Here is a 24,424-nt window from a genome sequence, read left to right as displayed (position 1 = left end):
CGTCAGCCCCCGGGCCGCCCGGCCGGCTCGCCCGACGTGTCCTGCGGCTGCGGCACGGCGGTGTCGGCCGCGGCACCGGTGCCGGCCTCGGCGGCAGCGGCGCTGTAGACGTCCGGCTCCAGATAGATCACCCGGGCGATCGGCACCGCGGCGCGGATCCGCGCCTCGACGGCGTTGATGCCACGGGCCAGGTCCTGGGCGCTCTCCCACGCCGGAACGGCGATCTTGGCGGCCACCATCAGCTCTTCCGGGCCCAGGTAGAGCGTCTTCATGTGGATGATCCGCTCCACCTCGGGGCCGTCGGTGACGGCCCGCTCGATGGCAGCCAGCTCGGAGGCCTCGGCGCCCTCACCGAGCAGCAGGCTCTTCGTCTCGATGGCCAGCACGACGGCGATGACGACCAGCAGGATGCCGATCATTGCGGTGCCGGCGGCGTCCCATTCGCCGTTGCCGGTGATCAGCGTCATGGTGACGCCGAACAGGGCGAACACCAGACCGACCAGCGCGCCGAAGTCCTCCAGGAGGACCACCGGCAGCTCTGGCGCCTTGGCCCGCCGGATGAAACGCACCCACGACTGGTTGCCCCGGACGTGGTTGGACTCCTTGATGGCGGTCCGGAAGGAGAACGACTCCATGATGATCGCTGACACCAGCACGACCACCGGCAGCCAGTGCCAGGACTCGATGCCGCCCTTGTGATGCCACTTGTGGTACGCCTCGTAGAGCGCGAACAGACCACCGATGCTGAACAGCACGATGGACACGATGAACGCGTAGATGTAGCGCTCCCGGCCGTACCCGAACGGGTGTTCCGGGGTGGCCGCGCGCTTCGCCCGCTTGCCACCGAGCAGCAGCAGGCCCTGGTTACCGGAGTCGGCGACCGAGTGGACCGCCTCGGCCAGCATCGACGACGAGCCGGAGAGCAGGAACGCGATGAACTTGGTGACGGCGATGCCGATGTTGGCCAGCAGGGCGGCGACAATCGCCTTCGTCCCGCCGTTGGCGCTCATGCCACCGCTCCGCTTCGCCGCACGAAGCCGCCCGGTCCGCGCATGACGCGCCGCCCCCTACGTTCGTTCACTGGTTCGACAGCTCCTTCATCTCGGTGATGGCCGGAACGGCCATCGGGTCCAGCCCGTGTGCCAGAGCAAGGTAGATCGAGGCGAAATCCGGAACGGCGATCAGCGACGCCAGCCGCTCCAGGGCGGAGCCGCCCTCGGCGGTCACCACGTCGCACCGCACGCCACGGCGCTCCGCGAGGGTCTGCACCGCGTCAGCACGGCGCTCCTCGACGGCGAGCGGCTCGTCGGTGTCGTCCTCGGCGTTGAGCCCGCCGTCGCGCAGCAGCACCAGCCGCAGCCGGGTGCCCTCGCCGTCGTCCTCGGCCGGGTCGGCGAAGATGTCCCGCTCCCCCTCGGCCAGGCCGCCGAAGACGCCGTCGAGCAGCCCGACCCGACCCCGCCCGGCCTCACCCAGCGCGCCGGTGACCACCGGGTAGCGGGCGTTGGCCGACAGGGTGTCGCCGAACCGGCGGGCCGCCACCGTCGCGAGCGGGGACGAACCCCAGACGATCGGGATCGAGCCGGCCAGGCCCAACGCCAGTGACTTCGCCGGGTTGACGAAGGACTCGGCGGCGGACCGGCAGCGGTCGGCGTCCGCGTCGAGCCGGGCCGCGGTCTCCGCCAGGTCCGCCTCGTTGACCTTCACGAGCCCGAGGGAACGGGCGGCGAGCAGGACCGGCACGGTGAGCGCCCAGAGGCTGGCCCGGGCCGGGGCACGCCGGGGAACCGGGATGAACGGCGCCCGGGCCTGCTCGGCAATCGACTGCAACTGCGAGTCCGGGGCACCCACGGCGACGAGTCGGGCACCACGGCGGTGGGCCGCCTCGGCGGCGCCGAGCGCCTCCGGGCTACGTCCGGACGCGCTCACCGCGATCACCACGTCGGCCGCGCCCACCCAACCGGGTACGCCAGCGGAGCGGTGCCCGATGATCGGGACGGGGCAGCGTGGCCCGGCGACAGTGGCCAGCACGTCCCCGGTACGCCCGGCGGTGCCGATGCCGGCGATCACGACGGCTCGGGGCCGCCCGTCGTCGGCGAGCACCGCGAGGTTCGCCTCGGCTGCCAGCGCGGCGCTCTCGCGAACCTGCGCACCGGCTGACGCCGTGTGCCGGAGCATGCCGCCCGGGTCGGCCTCGGCCAACGCCTGCGGGTTGTCGAGCAGGGCCTCGTCGGCGTCACGGCGCCCGCTGACCCCGGCCGTACCGTCGATCATGAGGACTGCCCGGGGCCGCCGCGCGCCTCGTCGAGCAGCAGCACCGGCACGTCGTCGCGGACCTCGAAGATCCGGCCGCACTCCGTACAGGTCAACGTCTGCGCCTCGGCGTCATAGGTGAGCGGGGCGTGGTGCGTGTCCGGACAGGCAAGGATCTCGAGCAACTGCGGATCCAGGGCCATGGCGCGGCTCCTTCCACGTGTACGGCTTGACCGACGGCGGTGCCGACCGGCGCAGGCGATCTTATCGGCGAACGCGGTCGAGCACGTCGTCCCGGAGCGAGACCATCCGATCCCGGGTGGGCGCCTCGACGTTGAGTCGCAGCAGCGGCTCGGTGTTGGAGGCGCGCAGGTTGAACCAGGCGCCGTCGGGGAAACGCAGGGTGAGACCGTCCATCTCGTCGGCCACCGCGTCGGGGTACGCGGCGCGCACCTCGGCCACCGCTGCCGCCTGGTCGGTCACCGTTGAGTTGATCTCGCCGGAGGCGATGTAGCGCTCGTACTCACCAGCCAACACGGACAGCGGCAGCGACTGCTCGCCCAGCGCGGCCAACGTGTGCATCGCCGCGAGCATCCCGGTGTCGGCGAACCAGAAGTCCCGGAAGTAGTAGTGCGCGGAGTGCTCGCCGCCGAAGACGGCGTTGGTGCGCGCCATCTCCGCCTTGATGAAGGAGTGCCCGACCCGGGCGACGACCGGCTGCCCACCGTGCTCCCGGATGATCTCCGCGACGGCGCTGGAGGTGATCAGGCCGTGGATCACCGTGGAACCCGGGTGCTTGGCCAACTCACGGGCGGCCACGAGTGCGGTGATCGCCGACGGTGAGACCGGCTCACCGCGCTCGTCCACCACGAAGCACCGGTCGGCGTCACCGTCGAAGGCCAACCCGATGTCGGCCCCGTGCTCGACCACCGCGCGCTGAAGGTCGACCAGGTTCGCCGGGTCGAGCGGGTTGGCCTCGTGGTTGGGGAAGCTGCCGTCCAACTCGAAGTAGAGCGGCACGATCTCCAGCGGCAGCGGCGACAGGGCCGCGTCGCCCAGCACCGTCGGAACGGTGAAGCCACCCATGCCGTTGCCGGCGTCGACGACCACCTTCAACGGCCGGATGCCCGAGAGGTCGACCAGCTTGCGCAGGTAGCCGGCGTAGTCGGGGAGCAGATCGCGCCGCTCGGCGGGCCGGGTCGGCGCACCGGCGGGACGAGCGTCGCCCGAGTCCAGGAGGGCCTGGGCCCGCTCCCGGATCTCGGCCAGGCCGCTCTCCTGGCCGATCGGGCGCGCACCGGAGCGGCACATCTTGATGCCGTTGTACTGCGCGGGGTTGTGGCTGGCGGTGAACATCGCGCCGGGCAGGTCGAGCGAGCCGGACGCGTAGTAGAGCAGGTCGGTGGAGGCGAGGCCGATCTCGATCACCGAGCGGCCCTCGGCGCGTACGCCGGCGGCGAACGCGGCGGCCAGGCCGGGCGAGGTGGCGCGCATGTCGTACCCGACGACGACGGCGTCGCCCGGCTCGTCGGTGGAGTTGAGCAGTTGGGTGAAGGCGGCGCCCAGTGCCTCGGCGACCCGTTCGTCCCACTGGTCCGGCACCGTCCCGCGGACGTCGTACGCCTTCACAATCTGGGACAGATCAGACACGTGTTCCACTCCTTGGCCGCGGGTTAGACACCGATCCTGAGCCTAACGGAGGGCCGGGCCGTACTCCGCTCAGCCGGGGAGGCGGGGAATGAACACGGTGTGGCCGCCGCCGTCGGTGGGCGGGTCACCGGGCTTCGGGCGACCGTCGGGCCGGCCCGGCATCGGCTGGGTGGCCTCCGGCGCCGGGGCGTCCGGCCGGGCACCGTAAACCCCGCCGGCGGCGGGACGCGGTGACGGCACCGCACCACCCCAGGCGGCGGCCGGCGGCTGCTGGCCGTACACCTGACCGGGGCGACCGGGCGCGGCCGGCAACCCACCCCCGGCGCGGTAGGTGGTGCCGCCGGGGTTGCCCGGCAGGGTGCCGGGAGCGTCGTCGGACGGCTTCCGGTCCTGCCGCGAGCGACGGAACAGCAGCACGATGAGCAGCAGTCCGACCGCCACCAGCACAATGCCGAAGTACATCACCGGTGATCCTCCGGACGACTCGGCAGCGGTCGCTGTGGTGTTCGGCGCCGCGGAGACGCCGCCCTGCGCCGCCGGGTTCACCGCCTCGTCGACGGTCGCGACCTCGGTCGGGCTCGGAGTCGGCGACGGCGTCTTCGACCGCGACGGAGTCGGCGACGGAGTGACCCGCCCTCCGGTCAGCCGCGCCGCGTCGGTGGCGTGACCCAGCGTCTGGCCGGCCGCGCTGATGCCCGCGCCCGTGACCACGAGACGGCCGCCCGGCGCACCCGCCGCGAACGCCACCCGGTAGCGCACCGTGATGCCCTTGCCCTTGCACAGCGTCGGCTTCGACGGTGACGTCTGCGCGGTCGACACGGTGCCGGCGCCACCGCTGACGGCCACCGGGAACCAGCGCCCGCCCGCGTTGACCTCGACCGCCACCTGGTTCGGCTGGAGACCCGACAGGCTGAAGCCCAGCGCGGTACGCAGCAGGACGCACCCGTCGGTGCGCTTGCGCACCGCGACGTTCACCCCCTGCGCGGAACCACCGGCGGCGAAGCTGCTGGCCGCGCCCACCCGGACCGAGTCCTGATCGGCCAGCGCCGGTGACGCACCGAGCATCACCAGGCCGCCCGCAAGACCGCAGACCGCCGCGAGCCGTGCCACGCGTCGACGCACTGTCATGATTACCTCGCCGTTCTCCCCGGGTGGGGTCCGCTGGTCAGGCTACTACCGGCCCACCTGTACCACCGGTCATAGAGCGCCCCGCATGTGTGCGGCGTTACGGTTTACGGCTCCTCCGGCCGACCTCCTGATGGCGGGCTGACCAGCCAATCAGCGGGCCTGCTCCGCCTCCGCGAGGGCGTCACGGCACAGCCGGTCGGCGGTGCGGGTGGTCTCCGGCAGCCGGTAGCGCGGAGTCAACGCGAGCACCTGCGCGGTCGCGTTCTCCAGGCTCACCCGATGGCCGACGCTGACGAAGACCGGCTTCACCCCGTCGCGGGTCCGCAGCACCCGACCGACGACCTCATCACCGTCGCGCAACGACGACCAGGAACCCCGCTCGGCGGACGGCGGATCCCACACCCCGACCAGTGGCGTCTTCGCCACCCCGATCGCGGGCAACCCGGTGACCACCCCCAGGTGGCAGGCCAGCCCGAACCGGCGCGGATGGGCCAGCCCGTGCCCGTCGCAGACCAACAGGTCCGGGATGGTGGTCAGCCGGTCGAGCGCGGCGAGCAACGCGGGCAACTCACGGAAGGCGAACAACCCCGGCACATAGTCGAACGCGGGTCGCCCCACACCGACAGCGGAGTCCACCACCGCCAGGGTCCGGGCGTCCAGGACCGTCACGGCCGCCGCCAGCAGGTCACCACCCTCGGCGTACGCGACGTCCAGGCCGGCCACCGTCGCGGGCGCGCTCGGCCCCGGCCCGACCAGGTCCACCAGCGGCCGCAACTCCTCCTGTACGGCCACCGCCTCGGCAACACTGCCCGGCCCGGTCGTCCCCGTGGCCGCCGCGTCCGGCGCTGGCGATGATCCACTCGGCTTCACGGAAGTCGGGCTGTCCCACGTCCCTGGATGCCCCGACTTCAATGAACCCGAGTCGATCACCCTCGGCCCGGGGCGTCGGCACCATCCCCGGCGGCCCTACCGTCCGGGCCACCCCGAGCGGGGTCACCGTCGGCCCGACCCCTGATCGCACCCAGGCCGAGCGCGAAGGCAATGCCGAGGGCGACACCGAAGGCCACGCCACCCTTCGCACCGAACACGGGAATGCCGACCGCCAGACCGATCAGGATGCCGACCGGCCAGGCCCAGACGGTGGACCTGACGCTCTGCGTACCGGATTTCGCCATGCGTCGATCTTATTCGGCCCAGCCAGGGCTCCACCCCCACCGATCGCTTCCACGCTCAGGCCAACCTCAACTCCTCGCGGGCCTCCTCGACCCACCGGCCAACCCCGTACGCGCCGCTGTCGACCGCCAGCCCGGCCACGTCGTCCATGACGAATGTCCGTTGCCGAATCCCACGAATGAGCGCCTGCTCTCTCGCTTGCACGCGCAATCACTGCCGACCGGATGGCTGCGGGCCACCGGCGCTGGCACCAGGCGTGAACATGGCTCGGATGCCGTCCTCATCGGGCAGCCCGGTGCCCCCACTGACGGTCTCAGCCACCCTCTCGGCCGTCGCCCGATCAACAGTTCGAAGCGGTCGGCGTTTCGATAGTCGTCGACAAAGCACACGACCAGATCTGGATCGAAGGCCCAGCGTCCGCTGCGGTGGTCCCAGAGGATGGCGTTGCCTGCGCCTACGTCCATTACGAAGAGTCCAGCCGGACCCCCGATCCTCTCGTCATTCCGGTAAACCACGTAGTAGGTCAGCCTGCGGCCCATCTGATTCGTCACCAATCCCGGGCGCACACCCGAATCGTCTGCGTCGACTTTGACGCCTATCGGCGACTCGCGATCGAGGCGACCTGTACGCCCGCCGCTTCAACCTGCGCCCGGACCGCAGCCAGCAGATCCTGCATGTCCGAGTCGGCCAGCTCCGCCAGCAGGTCGATGTCGAGGCGCCATCCTCGGCTGTCCACGTCGCGCCAGAGGCCAACGTTCGTAGATACCCCTGCGATTGTCCGTTTGACTTCGCCGAACAACTCGTCCCAGTCGTCGCCGAGCCGCCCGACCTCACTCAGGCCGAGCACTGCCCGCAGACGGCCCAAAGTGGCTCGGTCTACGTCCCCGTCCAGAGCAATTACCCAACTAGCTGACATCTGCTTCCCCAACAATCCAGTCCGAATCTCGGAAGTGGGACGACACTCCGGTTCCGGTTCGATCCGGCGGACCGGAACCAGGAAAAATCGCCGGCACGACGTCGCGGCCCAAATCACAGGCGTGCCGTTCAGCCCAATCAAACAAGTTTGGGAAGCACTCTCGCGCCACCTTTTTCGTTACAAAGCCGTACCTCGCGTTGACGACACGAAGGCCAGGATATTTCTCGGCCGCGTGTTGCCGAGCCCGCTCCACCATCTCATCCGAGGAAATCTGAAAGTCGTAGTCGCTCGGCTCTTCCAAGCCCAGCCGGTACATGGAGTCGAACGGCCTACGCAGTGGAAGCGGCGCTCCCCGCGACCAGCCCTGCAGACGCGCCAACGCCTCCGGGTTGTCTTCCAACTCGGACTCCGTCGGCATCTGCTTGTGCGGACCCGAGAAGAAGCGAGCCGATGAGCCCTGAAGCCGAATGTCGACAGTTGACAGGTCCAGGCCATCCTCCCGCAATGCATCGAAGAGATCGGCCGTCATCCGTGCGAACTGCTCTCGGGTAGCTCCAAGAGGCGCCGACCTGTCGGCCCAGGCCAGGACAGCATCGGGTGTAATGCCAAGGAATTCGCAATCCTTCGGGTGCAGCTGGCGGCCAGATTCATCGGCGGGCAACAGCGGACTGGCAGCCTGCCAGCCGCGGTCGCCCCGCTCTTCTGCTGCGCTCTCCTCCACGGTCTCGACGCGGTTCTGACCGCTACCGGCATCGGGGGCCGAGCCCGGGCCGTCGAGGAGCAGGTACATCCGGTTGATGTACGGGTCGCCGTGGCCGCCGTCGTCGTGCGTCGGCGGGTGATCCGGCAGGTCGGGACGTTCGCTGAACCGGCCCCGGGGCAGTCCGCCGAGCGGCATCGGTCGGCCGTCTCCGCTCAGCACCAACGCGTCGATGCCGACCACGTCGGGGTAGAGCGGCCGGTCCCGGACCACGCCGTTCTGGGGGTCCACGTAGAGCACAGTGCCGTTCTGGTTGAGCGCCACCCAGGCGTGCGAACCGCCGTGCGCCCACTCGGTGACCAGGAACGAGTAGCTGCCGTGGCCGCCCAGCAACAGTTGGTCGTGCAGGTTGCGGTAGCCCCGGTCGGCGGCCTGCCGCGCCTGCGCGGCGTCCGTACGTTGACCGGACGCCGGGGCGAGGAGTTGCTGGAAGCGCCCGCCGGTCACGTCCTCCACCCGGCCCGGGCCGCCTGCCTCGCCACGGATGGGGCGCCGGATGTCACCGTCGAGGTAGCCGTCGAAGGTTCGGGGCGCCGACACGCGGGGGCGCCCGTGCACCCACGTCTCGAACAGGGACAGCGTGCAGTCCAGGCAGTTGATGCCCCGGGTGGCGTCGGCCGCGGGACCGCCGTCGTTGAGCAGCCCGAACCAGCCGCCGTGGCGCGGGTCCGCGGTGCGGGTGACGGTGCCGTCTGGATCGCGGGGCATCTGTCGTTCGACGTCGACCTGGTGCAGAGCGAGCGGTGGCCGGAGTCCCCCGGGCTGCCCGTACGGCCGGGAGTCGTCGATCGGCGGCGGATCGTCGTCGCCGGTGAGCCTGGACGGGCCGGCAGTCTCCACCGCGCCGAGCGCGAGAGCACCCACGTCCCGGTTGGCGTGCTCGAATGTGGCGCTGATGTCCACGACCGGCGGGGCCGTGGTGCCGACCAGCACCGCGTCTGCCAGGTCACGCCATTCGGCGTACGCGCGAGCTTCCTCGTTCGCGACGCGCTGCCAGCCGTCGGCCCACTGCCGGTTGCCAGCCTGGTGCAGTTGTCGGGCGTAGGTGGCGTACTCGACGGCTCGGCGATCGTGCTCCACGGCACGGGTGCGCAGTCGGGCGGCCTCGGCCTGCCGGCGGTTGTTCTCGAACCCGATCCGCAGCGATTCGTAGTGGTCCTGGTAGCGCCGCCGCTCGGCGGCTTCCGCCGCTGCGGCCCACTGCGCCGCGTACGCGTCGTTGGTTTCGGGCTCGCGCACCGAAGGGGCGCCGAACGCGGCCACGTCGACGGGGATCGACGCCCTTCCCCGGGCGGGATGGTCGGGCGCTCGCACCGGTGCGGGCGTCTCCCGGGTCGGGACACGCGACGGCACGGCGAACCGACCCACCGCCGGTGGGGTGGAGGCGACCGGCAGCGGCCCGTTGGTGGTGGTCGAGACGCCGAAGGTGATCGGTGCCGACGGGCCGGGGGTGATCGTCGGTGTGGAGGGGCCGGTCGCCGGAGACCAGGCGGTCGGTCCGGAGGTGGTGGGGTGCGGCGAGCTGCCGGGGTGGGTTGGCGGCACACCGGTGGCAGCCGGCCCGCTGCTCGATTCGAGGGGACCGACCACGGGCGCGGACGCCGAGGAAAGCCTCGGATCAGCACCCACCACGGGCCGACTCGGATCAGCCACCGCCGAGGTGGCCGGATCGGCAGTCGAAGCCGACGCGACCGGATCGGCACCCAACTCCGACGCGACCGGGCCGGCACCCACGGCCGACGTGGCCGGCTCGGTGGTCACCGCCGAGAGCACGGGGTCGGCCGTGACCGGGTGCGGGACGGCCGCTCTGTCGCCGAACGACCCACGCTCCTCGGAGGCGCCTACCGAACGGTCCGACACGTCCACGTCGGACAGCACGCCAACCGGCATCGGTGACGACGTGTGCGCGTCGGGCGCGACCGGGGACGCCGGCCCCGCTCCCCGTGACTGGTCGGCAGCCTGTGACGTCGTCGCAGCCAACTGGTTCGACGGCGTGGTGGCAACACCCTCCGTCGCCTGCACCGGAATGCCGGCAGTCGTCACCAGACCACCCGAAGCCACACCACCGGCAGCCCCCGCAGAAGAAGCCCCCACCGCGGCCGAGGCCACCGTTGAGGGAGACGCTCCCGCAGAGGCCGCATCTCCCGCGACAGGCAGCACCGCCGGGAGGGAGGGACCCGTGAACGATGCTCCGGCGAGGGCGTTGGCCTGCGCGTCGAGCCGGGCGCGTAGCGCGTGGTCGGTCTGCCCGGTCGCCGAGCCGGTGGCCCCGGACGCGGCGGCGCGCGCCACGTCCTCCATCGAGGTCAGGCCCTGACCGGTGGCCAGGCTCGCCGCGCTGTCGGCGAGCACCTCGCCGGTCATCTCCCGCCCCAGGTGCTCCCCGACTTTCGCCGCTCGCCCGGTCGCGTGCCGGCCCAGGCCGGCCAGCGGCGCCACCGCCCCGCCGGCCAGCCCGCCGACCGCCGAAGCACCGAGATCGGTCAGGTCCAGGCCGTGTGCCCGCCCGGTGGAGTTCTGGTACGCCTGGGTGGCCAGGGTGACCCCGGCCTCCTCGGTGGCCTCCTCCAGCCCTCCCCGGGCGACCCGCTTGGCGAGCCCGCGCGCACCACCTCGGGCGACCTCCTTGGCGGCCCGCTCGCCGGCCTCCTTGAGCCCGTGCTTGAGGGACTTGCTGGCCAGTTGGCCCATCAGCCGCTTGAAGATCTGTTGAACCAGCAGCCGCGTCGCGGTGATCGCCGCCCCGGCGGCCGGAGTTGCCGCACCGGCGGTCAACACCGCCGCCACCGCCACGGTGAGCAGCTCGATGACCAGGATGCCCAGCTCGATCCAGACTTCGAGCTTGGCGCCCTCGATGTCGCAACCGCACTCCTCGACCAGTCGGCCCAGGTCGGCCGTGACTGCGAGCAGCACGGGCAGCGGGGCCTCGGCGCCCTCGGCGATCCCCCGCCAGGCCGCCTCGAACGCCGCGTCGACAGCCCCGACGCCGCCGTACCCGTTGTGCACCTCGACGGCGGCCGCGGCGGCGTCGGCGTGCGGCCCGGCGAGCACGGAGGCGACCGCGTACCACTGGTCGGCCACGTCCCAGACGGCCCGCTCGTTGCCCGCCGGCCATTGCACACCGACCACCCAGTCGAGGGCCTCGTAGATCCAGCCGGGCACGTCCCACGGCGCGTAGTCCAGGGGGTGCGGGATGGGGCTCGGCAGCACGCTCATCGGAATCGTCGGCCGTCAGCGCCGGTCGGCGGCCCGACCGACCCGGGCGGCGCTGGCACCGTCGGTCTGCACGCTCGCGTCGACCGCCTCGACCACGTCGCTGCCCAGTTCGGTGAGCCGGTGCCCGACGCCGGCCCAGGCCCGCAGCACTGTCTGCTCGAACCCGCGGTAGTTGCGTTCGAAGGCGGCGCCGATGTCGTCGCGACCCCAGGGCCGGGCACCGCTGGTGGCCTCGATCGCGCCCCCCTCCGCCGCACGACGGGCCGTCACCGCCTCGCCGGCGAGCGCCAGGTCGGCGCCGCCCCGGCGGGCCCGGGACGGATCAAGCCAGAGCTGCCCGTCGGTCACGGCTTCGCCTCACCTTTGCCGAGTACGGCGTCGGCCCGACCGAGCAGCGTGGAGTAATCACCGGTCTTGAGGAAGTCCGTCGCCCCGGAGCCGGCCGGCATGCTCTCGGCGACGAGGTCGCGAGTGGCGTCGGCGGCGGCGGTCGCGGCGGCCCGGATCGTTTCGGTGACCTTTCGGCCGAGCACGTCAGCGTCGCGGTCCCGGTAGATGGCCGGCGTCAGCTCGACCTCGATCAACTGGCCCTGCGCACCCACTGTCGCCGTCACCTGCCCGTCGGCCGACCGGCGGGTCACCCGCAGCGCGGCGAGTCGCGTCTGAAGGGTGTCCAAACCGGATCTGAGCTGCTGGTATTGCCCATAAACGTCGTCGAATCGGGCCCGTAGCTCGCGATTGACGCCCCGGTCCGCCTGTTCGTCCACCGCCGCCCTCCCGTCACCGTCGGTAGAGCGAAACAATACCGGCCGCCATCGATCCGTGTAGTCCGGTAGTTTCAATGTGTGATCGACCGTCAACAGGCCGAGCAGCTCGCGGCCACCTGGGCCCGCCGTGACTCGCAGCGTCTCGGCCACGAGTGCACCGCGATGGTCGACGAGTTCGACCTGGGGTGGGTCATCACGTCCGTCGTACCCACCGAGGTGCGCACGGTGCCGGGTGACCTGCCGACGACAGTCATCGACAAGCAGACCGGCACGGTCACCACCTGGCCCCGGGTGCCGAGCACTGTGGTGGCGGAGCTGTACCGGCGTAGCCAGCCCGCGGGGCCGACAGCTCCCCGCACTCTCGACCCGTCGAGCCTGCTGGTCCGGGAAATCCATCGGGGTGCCACCCCGAACACCGCCGCGCACCTGACCATCGACGGACGGATCTGGACGGCCCAGGGCACGAAGGCCGACGTGCCACTCAACCATCACCCGCTGGTCCGCGACTATCTCGACCAGTTGCCGCCCGGCGAGCTGGTTCGCGGCGGGGAGGCGCACGCCGAGCTGATCGTGGTCTCCGACGTCCTGCACGAGTACGACCACCGCCGCGCCGCCGAGGGCATCGCGCCGATGGGGCGGGCCGAGGCAGCGGCGCTGCTGGAGGGCGCCCGCTTCGAGATCTTCCGGATCCGTGAGCCGGGCGATCCCGCTGGTGGGCCTGCCGAGCGGCCCTGCGACTCGTGCATCGCCTTCCTGGTGCGGGCGAACGTCCTGCCGGAGTCGGCTCGCGCCTACACCGAGACCTGGAACGCGCCGGAGGCGCCCGACCCCGATCCTGGGCGGTTCCCGGCCGAGGTCGCGAACGCGCTGGTCGCGGCCGGTTGGCGGCCACACATCGGGGATCAGATCATGGCCGCCGCCGCCGTACGGGACGTCACGTCGGTGCCGGGGCGCAACCATCGACACGAGGTCTTTCCTGCCGCCGTGGAGGCACTCACCGCGTTCCCCAGCCTGGTCGGTGCGCGGCGCGGCCGGGGCGAACAGGTGTGGATCTCCCGTTTCGACATCCGCCCGCACACCATCGCGCACACCGCCGACACCCTCGCGGACTTCGGCGCGGTGCTCGGCGTACGCCTCTTTCCGATCGGCACCGAGCAGCAGGACAGCATCCTGGCGGTGGACGAGCGTGGCCGGGTCTTCGCGCTCGACCAGGCCGGCGAGTGGTTCCTCGGCGACACCATCGACGCCGCGTTGACCACACTGCTGCTCGGCCGCGCGCCCGCCCGGGTCCGCGACGACGGCACCTGGCAGGCCGACTGACCCGGCGGTGTTGCCGGCCTAGAGCGTGAGGCCGGTGAGCACCATGACCCGGGGCTCGGTGTAGTCGTCCATCGCGCTGCGCAGACCCTCCCTGCCGACGCCGCTGCCCTTCACCCCGCCGTAGGGCATCTGGTCGGCGCGGTACGACGGCACGTCACCGACGATCACCCCGCCCACCTCCAGCGCGCGGGCGGCGGCGAAGGCCACGTCCAGGCGTCGGGTGAAGACGCCGGCCTGCAAGCCGTACGCCGAGTCGTTGACCGCTGTGAACGCGGCCTGGTCGTCGGCGACCGGGGCGACCACCAGCACCGGCCCGAACACCTCCTCGGCCACAACCTTGGCGTTCGCCGGCACGCCGGTGAGCACGGTCGGGGGGTAGGTCGCGCCGTCGCGGAGGCCGCCCACCTCGACGGTGCCGCCGGCGGCGACGGCCTCGGCCACCCATGTCTCGACCCGGCGGGCCGCGTCCTCGGACACCATCGGCCCGACGTCGGTCAGCTCGGACGCGGGGTCGCCGGTCCGCAGCCCCCGCACCGCCGCCACCAGCCGGGGCAGGAAGTCGGCGTGCAGGGCGTGGTGCACGTACACCCGCTGGACGGCGATGCACGACTGGCCGGCCTGGTAGTTGGCGAACGTCGCGATGCGCTGTGCGGCGAAGTCCAGGTCCTCGTCGGTGGTCCAGTCCGCGCAGAGCACCACGGCGGCGTTGCCGCCCAACTCCAGCGTCACGTGCTTCTCCGGCGCGGCGCTGCGGATGGCCGCGCCGACCGGCCCGGAGCCGGTGAACGACACCACCGGTAGTCGGGGGTCGGTGACCAGTTCGGCGGCGCGGTCGTTGGGCAGCGGCAGCACCGAGAACATCCCGGCCGGGAGGTCGGTCTCGGCCAGCAGTTCACCGAGCAGCAGCGCGGTCAGCGGCGTCGCTGGCGCGGGCTTGACGATGATGGGCGCGCCGACGGCGATGGCCGGGGCCACCTTGTGGGCGACAAGGTTGAGCGGAAAGTTGAACGGCGTGATGCCCAGCACCGGCCCGCGCGGCACCCTGCGGACCAGTGCGATCCGCCCGCCGGCGGCCGGGTCGGTGTCGAGTCGTTGCAACTCGCCGGAGAAGCGGCGGGCCTCCTCGGCGGCCCAACGGAAGGTCGACACCGCACGCCCGACCTCGGCGCGGGCCCACTTGAGCGGCTTGCCGTTCTCCGCGGTGATCAGGGCGGCGATCTCGCCCGCGCGCTCTGCGAGCCGCCGGGACACGTGGTCGAGGGCCGCCGCGCGGGCGTGCGCGGGCAGGGCCGCGGCCTGCGCGGCCACCCCGGCCGCCGCGGCGACGGCGGCGTCGACCTGGGCGGGCGTGGCGACTGTGGTACGCCCTACCGGGCGACCGTCGTACGGGTGGTGGACTGTCAACTCACCCTCGCCGGTGGCGGGGCGGGAGGCGACGAAGAAGGCTGCGGGCTCCACGCCGAGCAGCGTAGCCGAGCGATCAGTCGACGGAAACAGTCGCGATAACCCTTGTCTGCCGCGAATTCGGTAGCCAAGATGGCAGAGAGATTGCGATAACCGCCGCAGAACCGCGCCCCCGGCCCCCTCGGAGTGATCCCTCATGAGTGACCAGCAGCAGCTGCGCAACTTCGTCAACGGCTCCTACGTCGACCCGTCCGATGGCGGTTACGCCGACCTGGTCGACCCCTGCACGGGTGAGGTGTTCGCCCAGGCCCCGGTCTCCGGCGCCGCCGACGTGGACGCGGCGATGAGCGCCGCCGCCACCGCGTTCGAGAGCTGGCGGGAGGTCACCCCCGCCGAGCGGCAGCGGGCACTGCTCAAGCTCGCCGACGCCGTGGAGGCGCGCGCCGCCGAGCTGGTCGACGCCGAGGTCCGCAACACCGGCAAGCCCCGCCAGCTCACCGCCGAGGAGGAGCTTCCCCCGGCGGTGGACCAGTTCCGGTTCTTCGCCGGTGCCGCCCGGATGTTGGAGGGGCGGTCCGCCGGGGAGTACCTGGCCGGGCACACCTCCTACGTGCGACGTGAGCCGATCGGTGTCTGCGCGCAGGTCACCCCCTGGAACTACCCGCTGATGATGGCGGTCTGGAAGATCGCCCCCGCGCTCGCCGCCGGCAACACTGTGGTGCTCAAGCCGTCGGACACCACACCGGTGTCGACGCTGCTGCTCGCCGAGATCGCCGCCGAGTTCTTCCCACCGGGGGTGTTCAACGTGGTCTGCGGCGACCGGGACACCGGTCGTACCCTCGTGTCGCACCCGACCCCGCAGCTGGTGTCGATCACCGGCTCGACCCGCGCGGGCATGGAGGTAGCCGCCGCGGCGGCCCCCGACCTGAAGCGCACCCACCTGGAGCTGGGCGGCAAGGCCCCGGTGGTGATCTTCGACGACGCGGACGTGGCGGCGGCCGCCGAGGCCATCGCGCTGGGCGGCTACTTCAACGCCGGGCAGGACTGCACGGCGGCCACCCGGGTGCTGGCCGGCCCCGGCGTCCACGACGATTTCGTGGCGGCGCTCGCCGAGCAGGCCCGCAACACGAAGACCGGCGCCCCGGACGAGGCCGACGTGCTCTACGGGCCCCTGAACAACGCCAACCAGCTCACCCGGGTCAGCGGTTTCGTGGACCGCCTGCCGGATCACGCGGCGATCCAGACCGGCGGGTCCCGGCAGGGCGAACGCGGCTACTTCTACGCGCCGACAGTGGTCTCCGGGCTGCGTCAGGCCGACGAGATCATCCAGGACGAGGTGTTCGGGCCGGTCATCACCGTGCAGCGCTTCTCCGACGAGGACGAGGCGGTGCGCTGGGCCAACGGCGTCGACTACGGCCTGTCCGCGTCGGTCTGGACGCGGGACCACGGCCGGGCCATGCGGATGACCCGTCGACTGGACTTCGGCTGCGTCTGGGTCAACACGCACATCCCGTTCGTCTCCGAGATGCCGCACGGTGGCTTCAAGCACTCCGGGCACGGCAAGGACCTCTCGGTCTACAGCCTGGAGGACTACACCCGGATCAAGCACGTCATGCACAACCTGGGGAGCTGAGCCGTGCCGTCGAGCGAGGAGCTGCACAAGCGGCGCGGCGATGCCGTGGCCCGGGGTGTCGGCAGTGTGATCCCGTCCTACGTGGACAGCGCGTCCGGCGGGACGATCACCGACGTGGACGGCCGGGAGTGGATCGACTTCGCCGCCGGCATCGCCGTGACCAGCGTGGGCAACTCCGCACCCAAGGTGGTCGAGGCGGTCCGGGCCCAGGTGGAGAGGTTCACCCACACCTGCTTCATGGTCGCGCCCTACGAGTCGTACGTGGCGGTGTGCGAGCAGCTCAACGCGTTGACGCCCGGCGGGTTCGCAAAACGCTCGGCGTTGTTCAACTCCGGCGCGGAGGCGGTGGAGAACGCCGTCAAGGTCGCCCGGCACGCCACCGGGCGGCCGGCGGTAGTGGTGTTCGACCACGCGTACCACGGCCGGACCAACCTGACCATGGCGTTGACCGCGAAGAACATGCCGTACAAGCACCGGTTCGGGCCGTTCGCCGGGGAGATCTACCGGGTGCCGATGTCGTACCCGCTGCGCGATGGCGGGCTCTCCGGCGCGGAGGCGGCGGCCCGGGCCGTCGAGATGATCGAGAAGCAGGTCGGCGCGGAGAACGTCGCCGCGCTGCTCATCGAGCCGATTCAGGGCGAGGGTGGCTTCGTCGTACCCGCGCCGGGTTTCCTGCCCGCGCTGCGGGCCTGGGCGACGGCGGCCGGGGTGGTCTTCGTCGCCGACGAGATCCAGACCGGTTTCTGCCGTACCGGTGACTGGTTCGCCTGTCAGCACGAGGGCGTCGAACCCGACCTGGTGACTGTGGCCAAGGGCATCGCCGGTGGCCTGCCGTTGGCTGCGGTGACCGGTCGGGCCGAGTTGATGGACGCGGTGCACGTCGGTGGGCTCGGCGGCACCTACGGCGGCAACCCGATCGCCTGCGCCGCCGCGCTGGCCACCATCGAGACCATGCACGAGCTGGACCTGGCCGCTGCGGCCCGACGGATCGAGTCGGTGCTGGTCCCCCGGCTACGGGCCGTCGCCGAGCGGGATCCCCGGGTCGCCGAGGTACGCGGCCGGGGGGCGATGCTCGCCGTGGAGCTGGTGCTGCCGGGCACCCTCACCCCCGACCCGGTCGCCACCGCGGCGATCTCGGCGGCCTGTCACGCCGCCGGCCTGCTCACCCTGACCTGCGGCACGTACGGAAACGTGCTGCGCTTCCTGCCCCCGCTGGTGATCTCCGACGGGCACCTCGGTCGGGGTGCCGACCTCCTCGACGCCGCCTTCGGCTGAGCAGACTGAGCGGCGGAGGGGCCCGGTGCACGGGCCCCTCCGCCGATGTCAGCGAAGCACCTCGACAGTGTTGCGGCGCACCAGGTTCTTGCCCGGCTCGCGGATCTGCTCCATCGCGGCGGAGTTGAGCAGCACGCAACTGCCCGACGGGCCGGTCACCGTCACAGTGGTCGCCCGGTTGTTGTCCAGGTTGGTCACCCGCAGCCGGGTCCCGACCGGGAACTGCCCACTGGTCGCCGCCGGTCCGGCCGCCTCCTCGAAGAAGGTGATCGCCCCGGAGCACGCCGACCGGGGCGCCGGGCCGGGCGCGCCGGGAGAAGCGGCGCCGGGGCGGACGGTGCCGGGGGCCGGAGCGCCGGCGGGCGGGGCCGCGCCGTCGACGCGTTCCACCACGTTGCGGCGGATCACGTTCTTCCCCGGCTCGCGGACCAGCTCCATGGCCGCCGCGTTGAGCAGCACGCAACTGCCCGACGGGCCGGTCACCGTCACAGTGGCCGCCCGGTTGTTGTCCAGGTTCGTCACCCGCAGCCGGGTACCCACCGGGAACCGGTCGCTGGTCGCCGCCGGCGCCCCGCCCTCCGCGGAGAAGGTGACCGAGCCGGAGCAGACCGACGACCGTGCCGGGGCCGTGTCGGCGAACCCGAAGCTGGTCCCCACCGACACGCCCACCGCGGCGAGCACCGCCACGCTCGCTGCCAGCACGTGCCTGCGCTGCACCCTCATCGCCGTCACTCCCGTCCTCGGTGGTGTCCTTCACCCACCGGTACGGACCGGAGCGTCCTACCGTTCAGCCGGCACGGGTATCGATCGTGCGGCGGCCAGGTCCACCGGCCCGTAGCGGGTGCGCGGGGCCCCGGTGATCAGCGCCCAGTAACGGTCGCCGTACGACCAGTGCCACCACTCGGTCGGGTAGTTCACCATCCCCGCGCCGCCGAGGGCGTCCACCATGATCTGCCGGTGCCGACGGGCGGTGCCGCCGATCGCCGGCGCGTCGGTGAAGCAGGCGTCCGCGCTGTCCTCCGGGGTGGCGTCGATGGCCGTGCCCAGGTCCAGCTCCACACCGTCGTCGGTGCAGAGCGTCAGGTCCACCGCGCCGCCGGTGCTGTGCGGGGCCACCTCGACCGGTGAGACGAACTTCGTGGTCTCCCGGTGCAGCCGCTGCGGCGACCAGTCCGGGTGCCGTCGGCGCAACTCGTCGCGGTAGCCGGTGAAGATGGCCAGTTGCGCCTGGTACGGCCGGTAGCCCTCGACCACCAGCAGCCGCAGCCCACCGGGCAGGGCACGCTGCGCGGCCAGCAGGCGGTCCACGACACCGGCGCGCAACCGGGCGTACGCCCCGGCCGGGTCGACGGCCCGGTCGTCGAGCCGCAGCTCCGACAGTTCACGCAGGTCCACGAACTCCTCGCCGTCGTCGGCGCTGGGCACCGCCGCCACCCGGGGGTCGGAGAGCAGGATCATCGGATGCTCCCCGCCGTGCTCGCGGGCCGTTCCGCGTGCCGGAGCCGGGCCAGCTCGACGAGTCGGTCCACCACCTCCCGGTAGCTGACCCCGACGGCGGCCCACACCTTCGGGTACATCGAGTGCGCGGTGAAGCCGGGCATCGTGTTCAGCTCGTTGACGTACAGCTCACCGGCTGTCTCGTCGTAGAAGAAGTCGACCCGGGCCAGACCCCAACCGCCGATCGCGGCGAACGCGCGCAGCGACAGCTCGCGGACCCGCGCGGTCACCTCGTCCGGCAGCGCGGCGGGGACGATCATCGGGTCGGCGTCGCCGAAGTACTTCTGCTGGTAGTCGAACCAGCCGCCGCTGACCTGCACCTCGCCCACCGCCGACGCCTCGGGACGCCAGCCACCGAGCACCGCACACTCCAGCTCCCGGCCGGCGACCCCCTGTTCGACCATGACGAGTTGGTCGTGGCGAAGCGCCTCCTCCACGGCGGCGGCCAGGTCGTCACCCTCGCCGACGCGGGAGATGCCGATCGACGAGCCCATGCTGGCCGGCTTGACGAAGAGTGGCCGGCTGAGCCCGGTCACCAACTTCTCCGGGTCGTCGACCGCCCGGTAGGTGTGCGCGTCGAACGACACGTACGGGGTGACGGGGATGCCCTCGGCGCGCAGCGCCCGCTTCATCGCCACCTTGTTCATGCCGACCGCCGAGGCGAGGATGCCGCACCCGACGTACGGCACGTTCAGTGACTCCAGCAGCCCCTGCACCACACCGTCCTCGCCGTACGGGCCGTGCAGCACCGGGAAGATCACGTCCAGCTCGGCGTGCACAGCGCCGGGGGCGTTACCGGCGGACACCTGCACGACACCCGGACGCGGACCGGCCCGCAACTCGACGGCAGGCCCGGTCACCACCAACTGGTCGTCGATGGCCCGCTCGCCGGCCGGTCGGTCGCGCAGCTCGGCCAGCAGCGCGTCGGGCATCAGCCGGAACCCGCCGCTGCGGGTGACGCCGATGGCGACAGTGCGGTAGCCGCCACCGGCGAGCGCCCGGGCCACCCCGAGCGCGGAGGCACAGGAGACCTCGTGCTCCGCCGACGGTCCACCGAACAGGATTCCGATCCGGACTGGCGCGCTCACGCCGCCGCCCCTTCCTCAGCCAGGTCGGCGGATCGCGGGGCCATCAACCGGGCCACCAGCGACTCCTCCACGTTTCCGCCGGTCAGCACCACGCCGACCGTCCGCTGCCGGTCCCTGTCCGGCGGAAGCCGGAGGGCGCCGGCCAGGCCCGCCGCCCCGGAGGGCTCGGCGAGCACCTTGAGCTCGGTCAGGATCAGCCGGAACGCCGCCGCGATCTCGTCGTCGTCGACCCGGACGACGCCGCGCAGCGTGTTCCGCACGATGGCGAACGGCAGCTCCCCCACGCAGGACGGCCGCAGCCCGTCCGCGATGGTGGGCGCCGGCGTGACCGGCACGCGTACACCTGCTGCCAGGCTGCGGGCGAGCGAGTCGCAGCCCACCGGCTCCACGCCGTACACCTCGATGTCGGAGCCGGCGGCGGCCAGGCACGCGCCGGCCACCCCGCCACCACCACCCACCGGTACGACCAACGCGTCCAACGGCGTCCCCGCGCGCTCGGCGTCCTCGATCAGCTCCAGGCTCGCGGTGCCCTGCCCGGCGATCACGTCCGGGTGGTCGTACGCGTCGACGACGGGGTGACCGCTCTCGTCGCTGAGCCCGTTGGCCACCGCCACCCGCTCCTCGACGCCGGTGCCGGCGAACACCACCCGCGCTCCCGCCGCGCGCGCCCGGTCGACCTTCGTCGATGCCGCGTCGACCGGCAGCACCACTGTCGCCGCGAGCCCGTGCTGCCGGGCCGCCAACGCCACCGCCACCGCGTGGTTGCCGGTGCTCTGCGCGATCACTCCGGTATGGCCGGCCATCGCGAGGCGGCCGACCGCGCGCAGCGCGCCCCGCATCTTGTACGAGCCGCCGTTCTGGAGGTTCTCCGCCTTGAGCAGGACCCGTGCCCCGGCGAGCTCGTCGATCACCGGGGAGCGCAGCACGGGGGTACGGACCACGCGGCCGGCAAGCCAGCGGCTGGCCTCCTCGACATCGGCCCGGACCTGGCCAACGGTGCGTGTCATCGTCTCTCCTTTTCGGGCACACCACAGGCGGGGTCCAGCGGTACGTGGACCCCGGTGAAGGTGGGTGGAAGTGTCAGTTCAAGGTCGGTAGCTGGACGTCGACCCGTAGGCCGCCGTACTCGGCGGGCCGGGCCGCGATGATGCCGTCGTGGGCCTGGGTGATCGAGCGGGCGATGGCCAGACCCAGGCCGGCCCCGCCGCCCTGCGAGGTCCGGTCCCGGGCGAGCCGGCGGAACGGCTCGAACAGACCGGCCACCGCCTCGGCCGGCACGGGCTGGCCGGTGTTCACCACGGACAGCGCGGGCACGCCGCTCACCACGACGGTCAGCGAGCCGCCCGGCCGGTTGTACTTGATCCCGTTCTCCACCAGGTTGGTGACCAGGCGTTCCAGCAGCACCCGCTCGCCGACGACTACCCGGGGTACGAGATGGGTCTCCACTGTCACCCCGGCCTCCCGGGCCCGGTCCAGGTATCCGGCCAGCACCGCCTCGACGATCGTGTCCAGCCGCTGCGGTATCCGCGACCGGAGGCCCTGGTCACTCTCGCTGAGCGCGAGCAGGCCCTCGATCAGTCGTTCGTTGCGCTCGTTGGTTTCCAGCAGCTGACTGGTCAGCAGCTCCAACTGCTCGCCGCTGAGCGTCCTGGCCATGCCGACCTCGATGAGCGTCCGCTGCACGGCGAGGGGCGTCCGCAGCTCGTGCGAGGCGTTGGCGGCGAACCGCCGCTGCCCCTCGTACCCGGCGGAGACGCGTTCCATCATCTCGTCGATCGCCCGGGACAGCCGGGCCAACTCGTCGCTGCCCCGGGGCCGGATCCGGTGACCGAGGTTCTGCGGGCCGAGGTGCCCGATCGGCCCGGCCAGGTCAGCGACCGGGCGCAGGCACCACACCGCGGCGAACCAGAGCCCCACCAGGACGGCCACTGTCACGAGCAGGACGGCCACCAGGGGCAGCATGAACGCCCCCGGCCGTACGTTGCGGCACACCGTCGACAACCCGGGCATGGGCACGTCACAGAACTGCTGCCCCCAGGTCCAGGTCACCGCCGACAGCCACTTGCCCATCGCCGGCAGTATCGGGCCGGCCAGCAGCGCCAACAGCCCCACCAGCAGCACCCGACGTCGGGGCGTCCAGCTCACGCCGTGCCGCCGATGCGGTAGCCGGCCTTCGGAACGGTGTGGATGATCGCGGGATCGCCGAGCTTCTTGCGCAGGGTCATCACGGTGACCCGTACGGCGTTGGTGAACGGATCGGCGAACTCGTCCCAGGCCTGCTCCAGCAACTCCTCTGCGCTGACCACCTGGCCGTCCGCGCGCAGCAGCACGTGCAGCACCGCGAACTCCTTGGGACTCAACGCGAGGGGGCGGCCGTCCCGGGTGGCCAGGTGTCGGCCCACGTCCAGCGCCAGGCCGTCCTGGGCGAGCACCGGTGGCAGCGCCGGCGTGGACCGTCGCCCGAGGGCCTGCACCCGGGCCACCAGCTCGGCGAAGGCGAACGGCTTGGTCAGGTAGTCGTCCGCGCCGAGGCCGAGGCCCTCCACCCGGTCCCGGATGCCGGCCGCCGCCGTGAGCAGCAGCACCCGGGTGCCGACCTGTGAGTCGGCGATGCTGCGGCACACCTCGTCGCCGGTGTGTCCGGGCATGTCCCGGTCCAGCACCGCGACGTCGTACCGGTTCACCCCGACCCGTTCCAGCGCACCGTCGCCGTCGTAGCAGACGTCGACAGCCATCGAGAGGCGGCGCAGCCCTTCGGCCACCGTGTCCGCCAACAACCGCTCGTCGTCCGCCACCAGCACCCGCACGTTTTTCCGCTCCCCCAGTTCGGCTTGCCCCGCATACCGTCGCAGGCCCGGGTTAAGGGTTCTGTAAGCACCCGCCGCAGCCATCCTCCACGCGGGTGTCCAGCGGGCAAACCACCGCAAGCCAGTCCCGGTCGACTTGGTGCCCGTGTCGCGTCATCTGGGTCGTTCGTCCCCGAAGGGCCCGGCGGTTGGCGTGCGGGGGTGAGCTGCGTCACGATGGGGGCCGAGGAGGTCGCCCGATGGCTGACCCGTGGCTCGCCCTGGAGTTCGGCGTCGATCCGGCGGAGCGGATCGCGCAGGTCGGTGCCGCCCACGAGGCCTTCCTGACCGCCGGTGCGGCGCCGCACCGGGTGCGGGAGGTGGTCCGCCGCTCCTGGGAGCGTTCGGCACGGCTCGACCCGGAGGCCACCCCGCCGGTCGACCTGGCCGACGACGTTCTGGCCGCGTACCGGGCGGTTCACCCGTTGGCCCGGGTCCTGCCGCTGTTCCGGGACCTGCTCGGCGGCATCGCGCAGGACGGCGCGCACCTGATGGCGGTCTGCGACGCGCACGGGCGGCTGCTCTGGGTCGAGGGGCATCCGGGCGTGCTGCGGCACGCCGAGCGGATGAACTTCATGCCCGGCGCCCGTTGGGACGAGACGCACGCCGGCACCAACGCTCCCGGCACCGCGCTGGCAGTGGACCACAGCGTGCAGATCTTCGCCACCGAGCACTTCAGCCGCCCGGTCCAGCGGTGGACCTGCGCCGCCGCGCCGATCCACGACCCGGCCACCGGGCGGCTGCTCGGCGCGATCGACATCACCGGCGGGGACCATCTGGCGACTCCGCAGAGCCTGGCGCTGGTCCGGGCCACCGCCCGGGCCGCCGAGTCGCAGCTCGCCGCCGACCGACCGCCGGAACCGGGCGTCGCCACAGTGACCGCGCTCGGCCGGGACGAGGCGGAGCTGCGGTTCGAGGGCCGACGGATCCGGCTGGGTCGACGGCACAGCGAACTGCTGGTGCTGCTGCTCCAGCACCCCGAGGGGCGCACCGGCGTTCAGCTCGGCCTCGACCTGTACGGCGACGACCGACTGCACCCGGTCACCCTGCGCGCCGAGCTGTCCCGGTTGCGCCGGGTGCTCGGCCCAGAGCTGCTCGATTCCCGCCCGTACCGGCTACGCGGGACCGTCCGCGCCGACTTCACCACAGTCGCCGACCGGCTGGACCAGGGCGATCCGGCGGGCGCGCTCGACGCGTACCCCGGGTCGTTGCTGCCCGGCTCGGACGCGCCGGGAGTGGCGCGACTGCGCCGGCTGATCGACGGCCACCTCCGCGCGGCCGTGCTGGCCGCCGCGGACCCGGCGCTGCTCGCGGCCTGGACCGCGACGCCGGCCGGTGCCGACGACCTGGCCGCCTGGCAGGCCCTGGCACGGGCGCTGCCGGTGGGCGCGCCGCGTCGGCCCCTCGCCCTCGCGCGCATCGACCAGCTCGCCGGTGAGTACGACCTACCGCGCGCAACGTGGCTGCAACGTCGCTGAAACTACCGTCGCCGTCGGCA

General features: G+C 72.3%; 22 protein-coding genes. 4 read left to right on the top strand and 18 right to left on the bottom strand.

The annotated features are described in order from the left end of the window. Positions 1–2: 2 nt before the first annotated feature. The 11 genes from MED15_RS15790 to MED15_RS15740 all read right to left on the bottom strand — a co-directional run bounded on the left by MED15_RS15790 (position 3) and on the right by MED15_RS15740 (position 11,863). Positions 3–1,010 (bottom strand): cation diffusion facilitator family transporter, encoded by a 1,008-nt coding sequence (locus MED15_RS15790; protein ID WP_112582398.1) that lies wholly within the window; start codon positions 1,008–1,010, stop codon positions 3–5. Positions 1,011–1,077: 67 nt separating this feature from the next. Further along, positions 1,078–2,274 (bottom strand): SIS domain-containing protein, encoded by a 1,197-nt coding sequence (locus MED15_RS15785; protein WP_091394020.1) that lies wholly within the window; start codon positions 2,272–2,274, stop codon positions 1,078–1,080. Beyond that, on the bottom strand, positions 2,271–2,456 hold the full coding sequence (locus MED15_RS15780) for a Trm112 family protein (RefSeq protein ID WP_091394023.1): 186 nt from the start codon (positions 2,454–2,456) through the stop codon (positions 2,271–2,273). The genes MED15_RS15785 and MED15_RS15780 overlap by 4 nt, the downstream gene beginning before the upstream one ends. Positions 2,457–2,517: 61 nt before the next feature. Beyond that, the gene (locus tag MED15_RS15775; protein ID WP_112582400.1) at positions 2,518–3,903 is read right to left on the bottom strand and encodes a phosphomannomutase/phosphoglucomutase; all 1,386 of its coding nucleotides are present in this window, start codon (positions 3,901–3,903) and stop codon (positions 2,518–2,520) included. Positions 3,904–3,972: 69 nt separating this feature from the next. Continuing rightward, positions 3,973–5,031 carry a hypothetical protein gene (locus MED15_RS15770; protein WP_146763023.1) on the bottom strand — a complete coding sequence of 353 codons (1,059 nt, stop codon included), beginning with the start codon at positions 5,029–5,031 and terminating at the stop codon, positions 3,973–3,975. Between the two features lie 150 nt (positions 5,032–5,181). Continuing rightward, positions 5,182–5,823, bottom strand: a complete 642-nt coding sequence (gene nfi / locus MED15_RS15765) for a deoxyribonuclease V (protein WP_112601868.1) — start codon at positions 5,821–5,823, stop codon at positions 5,182–5,184. 134 nt (positions 5,824–5,957) lie between these two features. Beyond that, positions 5,958–6,206, bottom strand: a complete 249-nt coding sequence (locus tag MED15_RS33475; protein WP_145787180.1) for a hypothetical protein — start codon at positions 6,204–6,206, stop codon at positions 5,958–5,960. Positions 6,207–6,799: 593 nt separating this feature from the next. Further along, positions 6,800–7,051, bottom strand: a complete 252-nt coding sequence (locus tag MED15_RS15755; RefSeq protein WP_112736007.1) for a hypothetical protein — start codon at positions 7,049–7,051, stop codon at positions 6,800–6,802. Positions 7,052–7,109: 58 nt separating this feature from the next. Next, positions 7,110–11,096 carry a toxin glutamine deamidase domain-containing protein gene (locus MED15_RS15750; RefSeq protein WP_112736006.1) on the bottom strand — a complete coding sequence of 1,329 codons (3,987 nt, stop codon included), beginning with the start codon at positions 11,094–11,096 and terminating at the stop codon, positions 7,110–7,112. A 15-nt stretch (positions 11,097–11,111) separates the two neighbouring features. Continuing rightward, positions 11,112–11,444, bottom strand: a complete 333-nt coding sequence (locus tag MED15_RS15745; RefSeq protein ID WP_112601872.1) for a hypothetical protein — start codon at positions 11,442–11,444, stop codon at positions 11,112–11,114. Beyond that, positions 11,441–11,863: a YbaB/EbfC family nucleoid-associated protein gene (locus tag MED15_RS15740; RefSeq protein ID WP_112582406.1), complete on the bottom strand. Its 423-nt coding sequence runs from the start codon at positions 11,861–11,863 to the stop codon at positions 11,441–11,443. Before MED15_RS15740 ends, MED15_RS15745 begins: the two co-directional genes overlap by 4 nt. A gap of 78 nt (positions 11,864–11,941) precedes the next feature. On the opposite strand from MED15_RS15740, the gene MED15_RS15735 reads away from it, so the two are divergent. Then, positions 11,942–13,183: an SUKH-3 domain-containing protein gene (locus tag MED15_RS15735; RefSeq protein ID WP_112700218.1), complete on the top strand. Its 1,242-nt coding sequence runs from the start codon at positions 11,942–11,944 to the stop codon at positions 13,181–13,183. A gap of 18 nt (positions 13,184–13,201) precedes the next feature. Here the strand turns inward: MED15_RS15735 and MED15_RS15730 are convergent, their stop codons facing one another. Beyond that, a complete protein-coding gene (locus MED15_RS15730) occupies positions 13,202–14,641 on the bottom strand; it encodes an aldehyde dehydrogenase family protein (RefSeq protein WP_112601874.1) in 1,440 nt (479 codons plus the stop codon). A 142-nt stretch (positions 14,642–14,783) separates the two neighbouring features. Here MED15_RS15730 and MED15_RS15725 point away from each other — a divergent pair, with 142 nt between their 5' ends. Both MED15_RS15725 and gabT read left to right on the top strand, forming a co-directional pair. Further along, complete coding sequence (locus MED15_RS15725; protein WP_112601875.1) at positions 14,784–16,220, top strand: gamma-aminobutyraldehyde dehydrogenase; 1,437 nt, start codon at positions 14,784–14,786, stop codon at positions 16,218–16,220. Between the two features lie 3 nt (positions 16,221–16,223). After that, positions 16,224–17,495 (top strand): 4-aminobutyrate--2-oxoglutarate transaminase, encoded by a 1,272-nt coding sequence (gabT, locus tag MED15_RS15720; protein ID WP_112736005.1) that lies wholly within the window; start codon positions 16,224–16,226, stop codon positions 17,493–17,495. Positions 17,496–17,543: 48 nt separating this feature from the next. On the opposite strand, the gene MED15_RS15715 is transcribed toward gabT, so the two are convergent. From MED15_RS15715 to MED15_RS15690, 6 genes are all read right to left on the bottom strand, one after another. Continuing rightward, positions 17,544–18,218, bottom strand: a complete 675-nt coding sequence (locus MED15_RS15715) for an RlpA-like double-psi beta-barrel domain-containing protein (protein WP_112622053.1) — start codon at positions 18,216–18,218, stop codon at positions 17,544–17,546. 57 nt (positions 18,219–18,275) lie between these two features. Then, the gene (locus MED15_RS15710; RefSeq protein ID WP_112736004.1) at positions 18,276–18,953 is read right to left on the bottom strand and encodes a M15 family metallopeptidase; all 678 of its coding nucleotides are present in this window, start codon (positions 18,951–18,953) and stop codon (positions 18,276–18,278) included. After that, positions 18,950–20,080 (bottom strand): D-alanine--D-alanine ligase family protein, encoded by a 1,131-nt coding sequence (locus tag MED15_RS15705; protein WP_112698505.1) that lies wholly within the window; start codon positions 20,078–20,080, stop codon positions 18,950–18,952. The genes MED15_RS15710 and MED15_RS15705 overlap by 4 nt, the downstream gene beginning before the upstream one ends. Further along, entirely contained in the window at positions 20,077–21,087 is a 1,011-nt protein-coding gene (locus tag MED15_RS15700; RefSeq protein ID WP_112582414.1) for a threonine ammonia-lyase, read from the bottom strand. The genes MED15_RS15705 and MED15_RS15700 overlap by 4 nt, the downstream gene beginning before the upstream one ends. Positions 21,088–21,160: 73 nt before the next feature. Further along, the gene (locus MED15_RS15695; protein WP_244220468.1) at positions 21,161–22,225 is read right to left on the bottom strand and encodes a sensor histidine kinase; all 1,065 of its coding nucleotides are present in this window, start codon (positions 22,223–22,225) and stop codon (positions 21,161–21,163) included. After that, positions 22,222–22,887, bottom strand: coding sequence for a response regulator transcription factor (locus tag MED15_RS15690; protein ID WP_091394074.1), 666 nt, complete (start codon positions 22,885–22,887; stop codon positions 22,222–22,224). Before MED15_RS15690 ends, MED15_RS15695 begins: the two co-directional genes overlap by 4 nt. Positions 22,888–23,126: 239 nt before the next feature. Here MED15_RS15690 and MED15_RS15685 point away from each other — a divergent pair, with 239 nt between their 5' ends. Further along, complete coding sequence (locus MED15_RS15685; RefSeq protein ID WP_091394078.1) at positions 23,127–24,404, top strand: GAF domain-containing protein; 1,278 nt, start codon at positions 23,127–23,129, stop codon at positions 24,402–24,404. The last annotated feature ends 20 nt before the right edge of the window (positions 24,405–24,424 follow it).

The organism is Micromonospora noduli, from assembly GCF_003264475.1.
In the GTDB taxonomy this organism is placed as follows: domain Bacteria; phylum Actinomycetota; class Actinomycetes; order Mycobacteriales; family Micromonosporaceae; genus Micromonospora; species Micromonospora noduli.
Note: the sequence above shows the minus strand (reverse complement) of the source record. Positions and strands in the feature narration are given on the sequence as shown.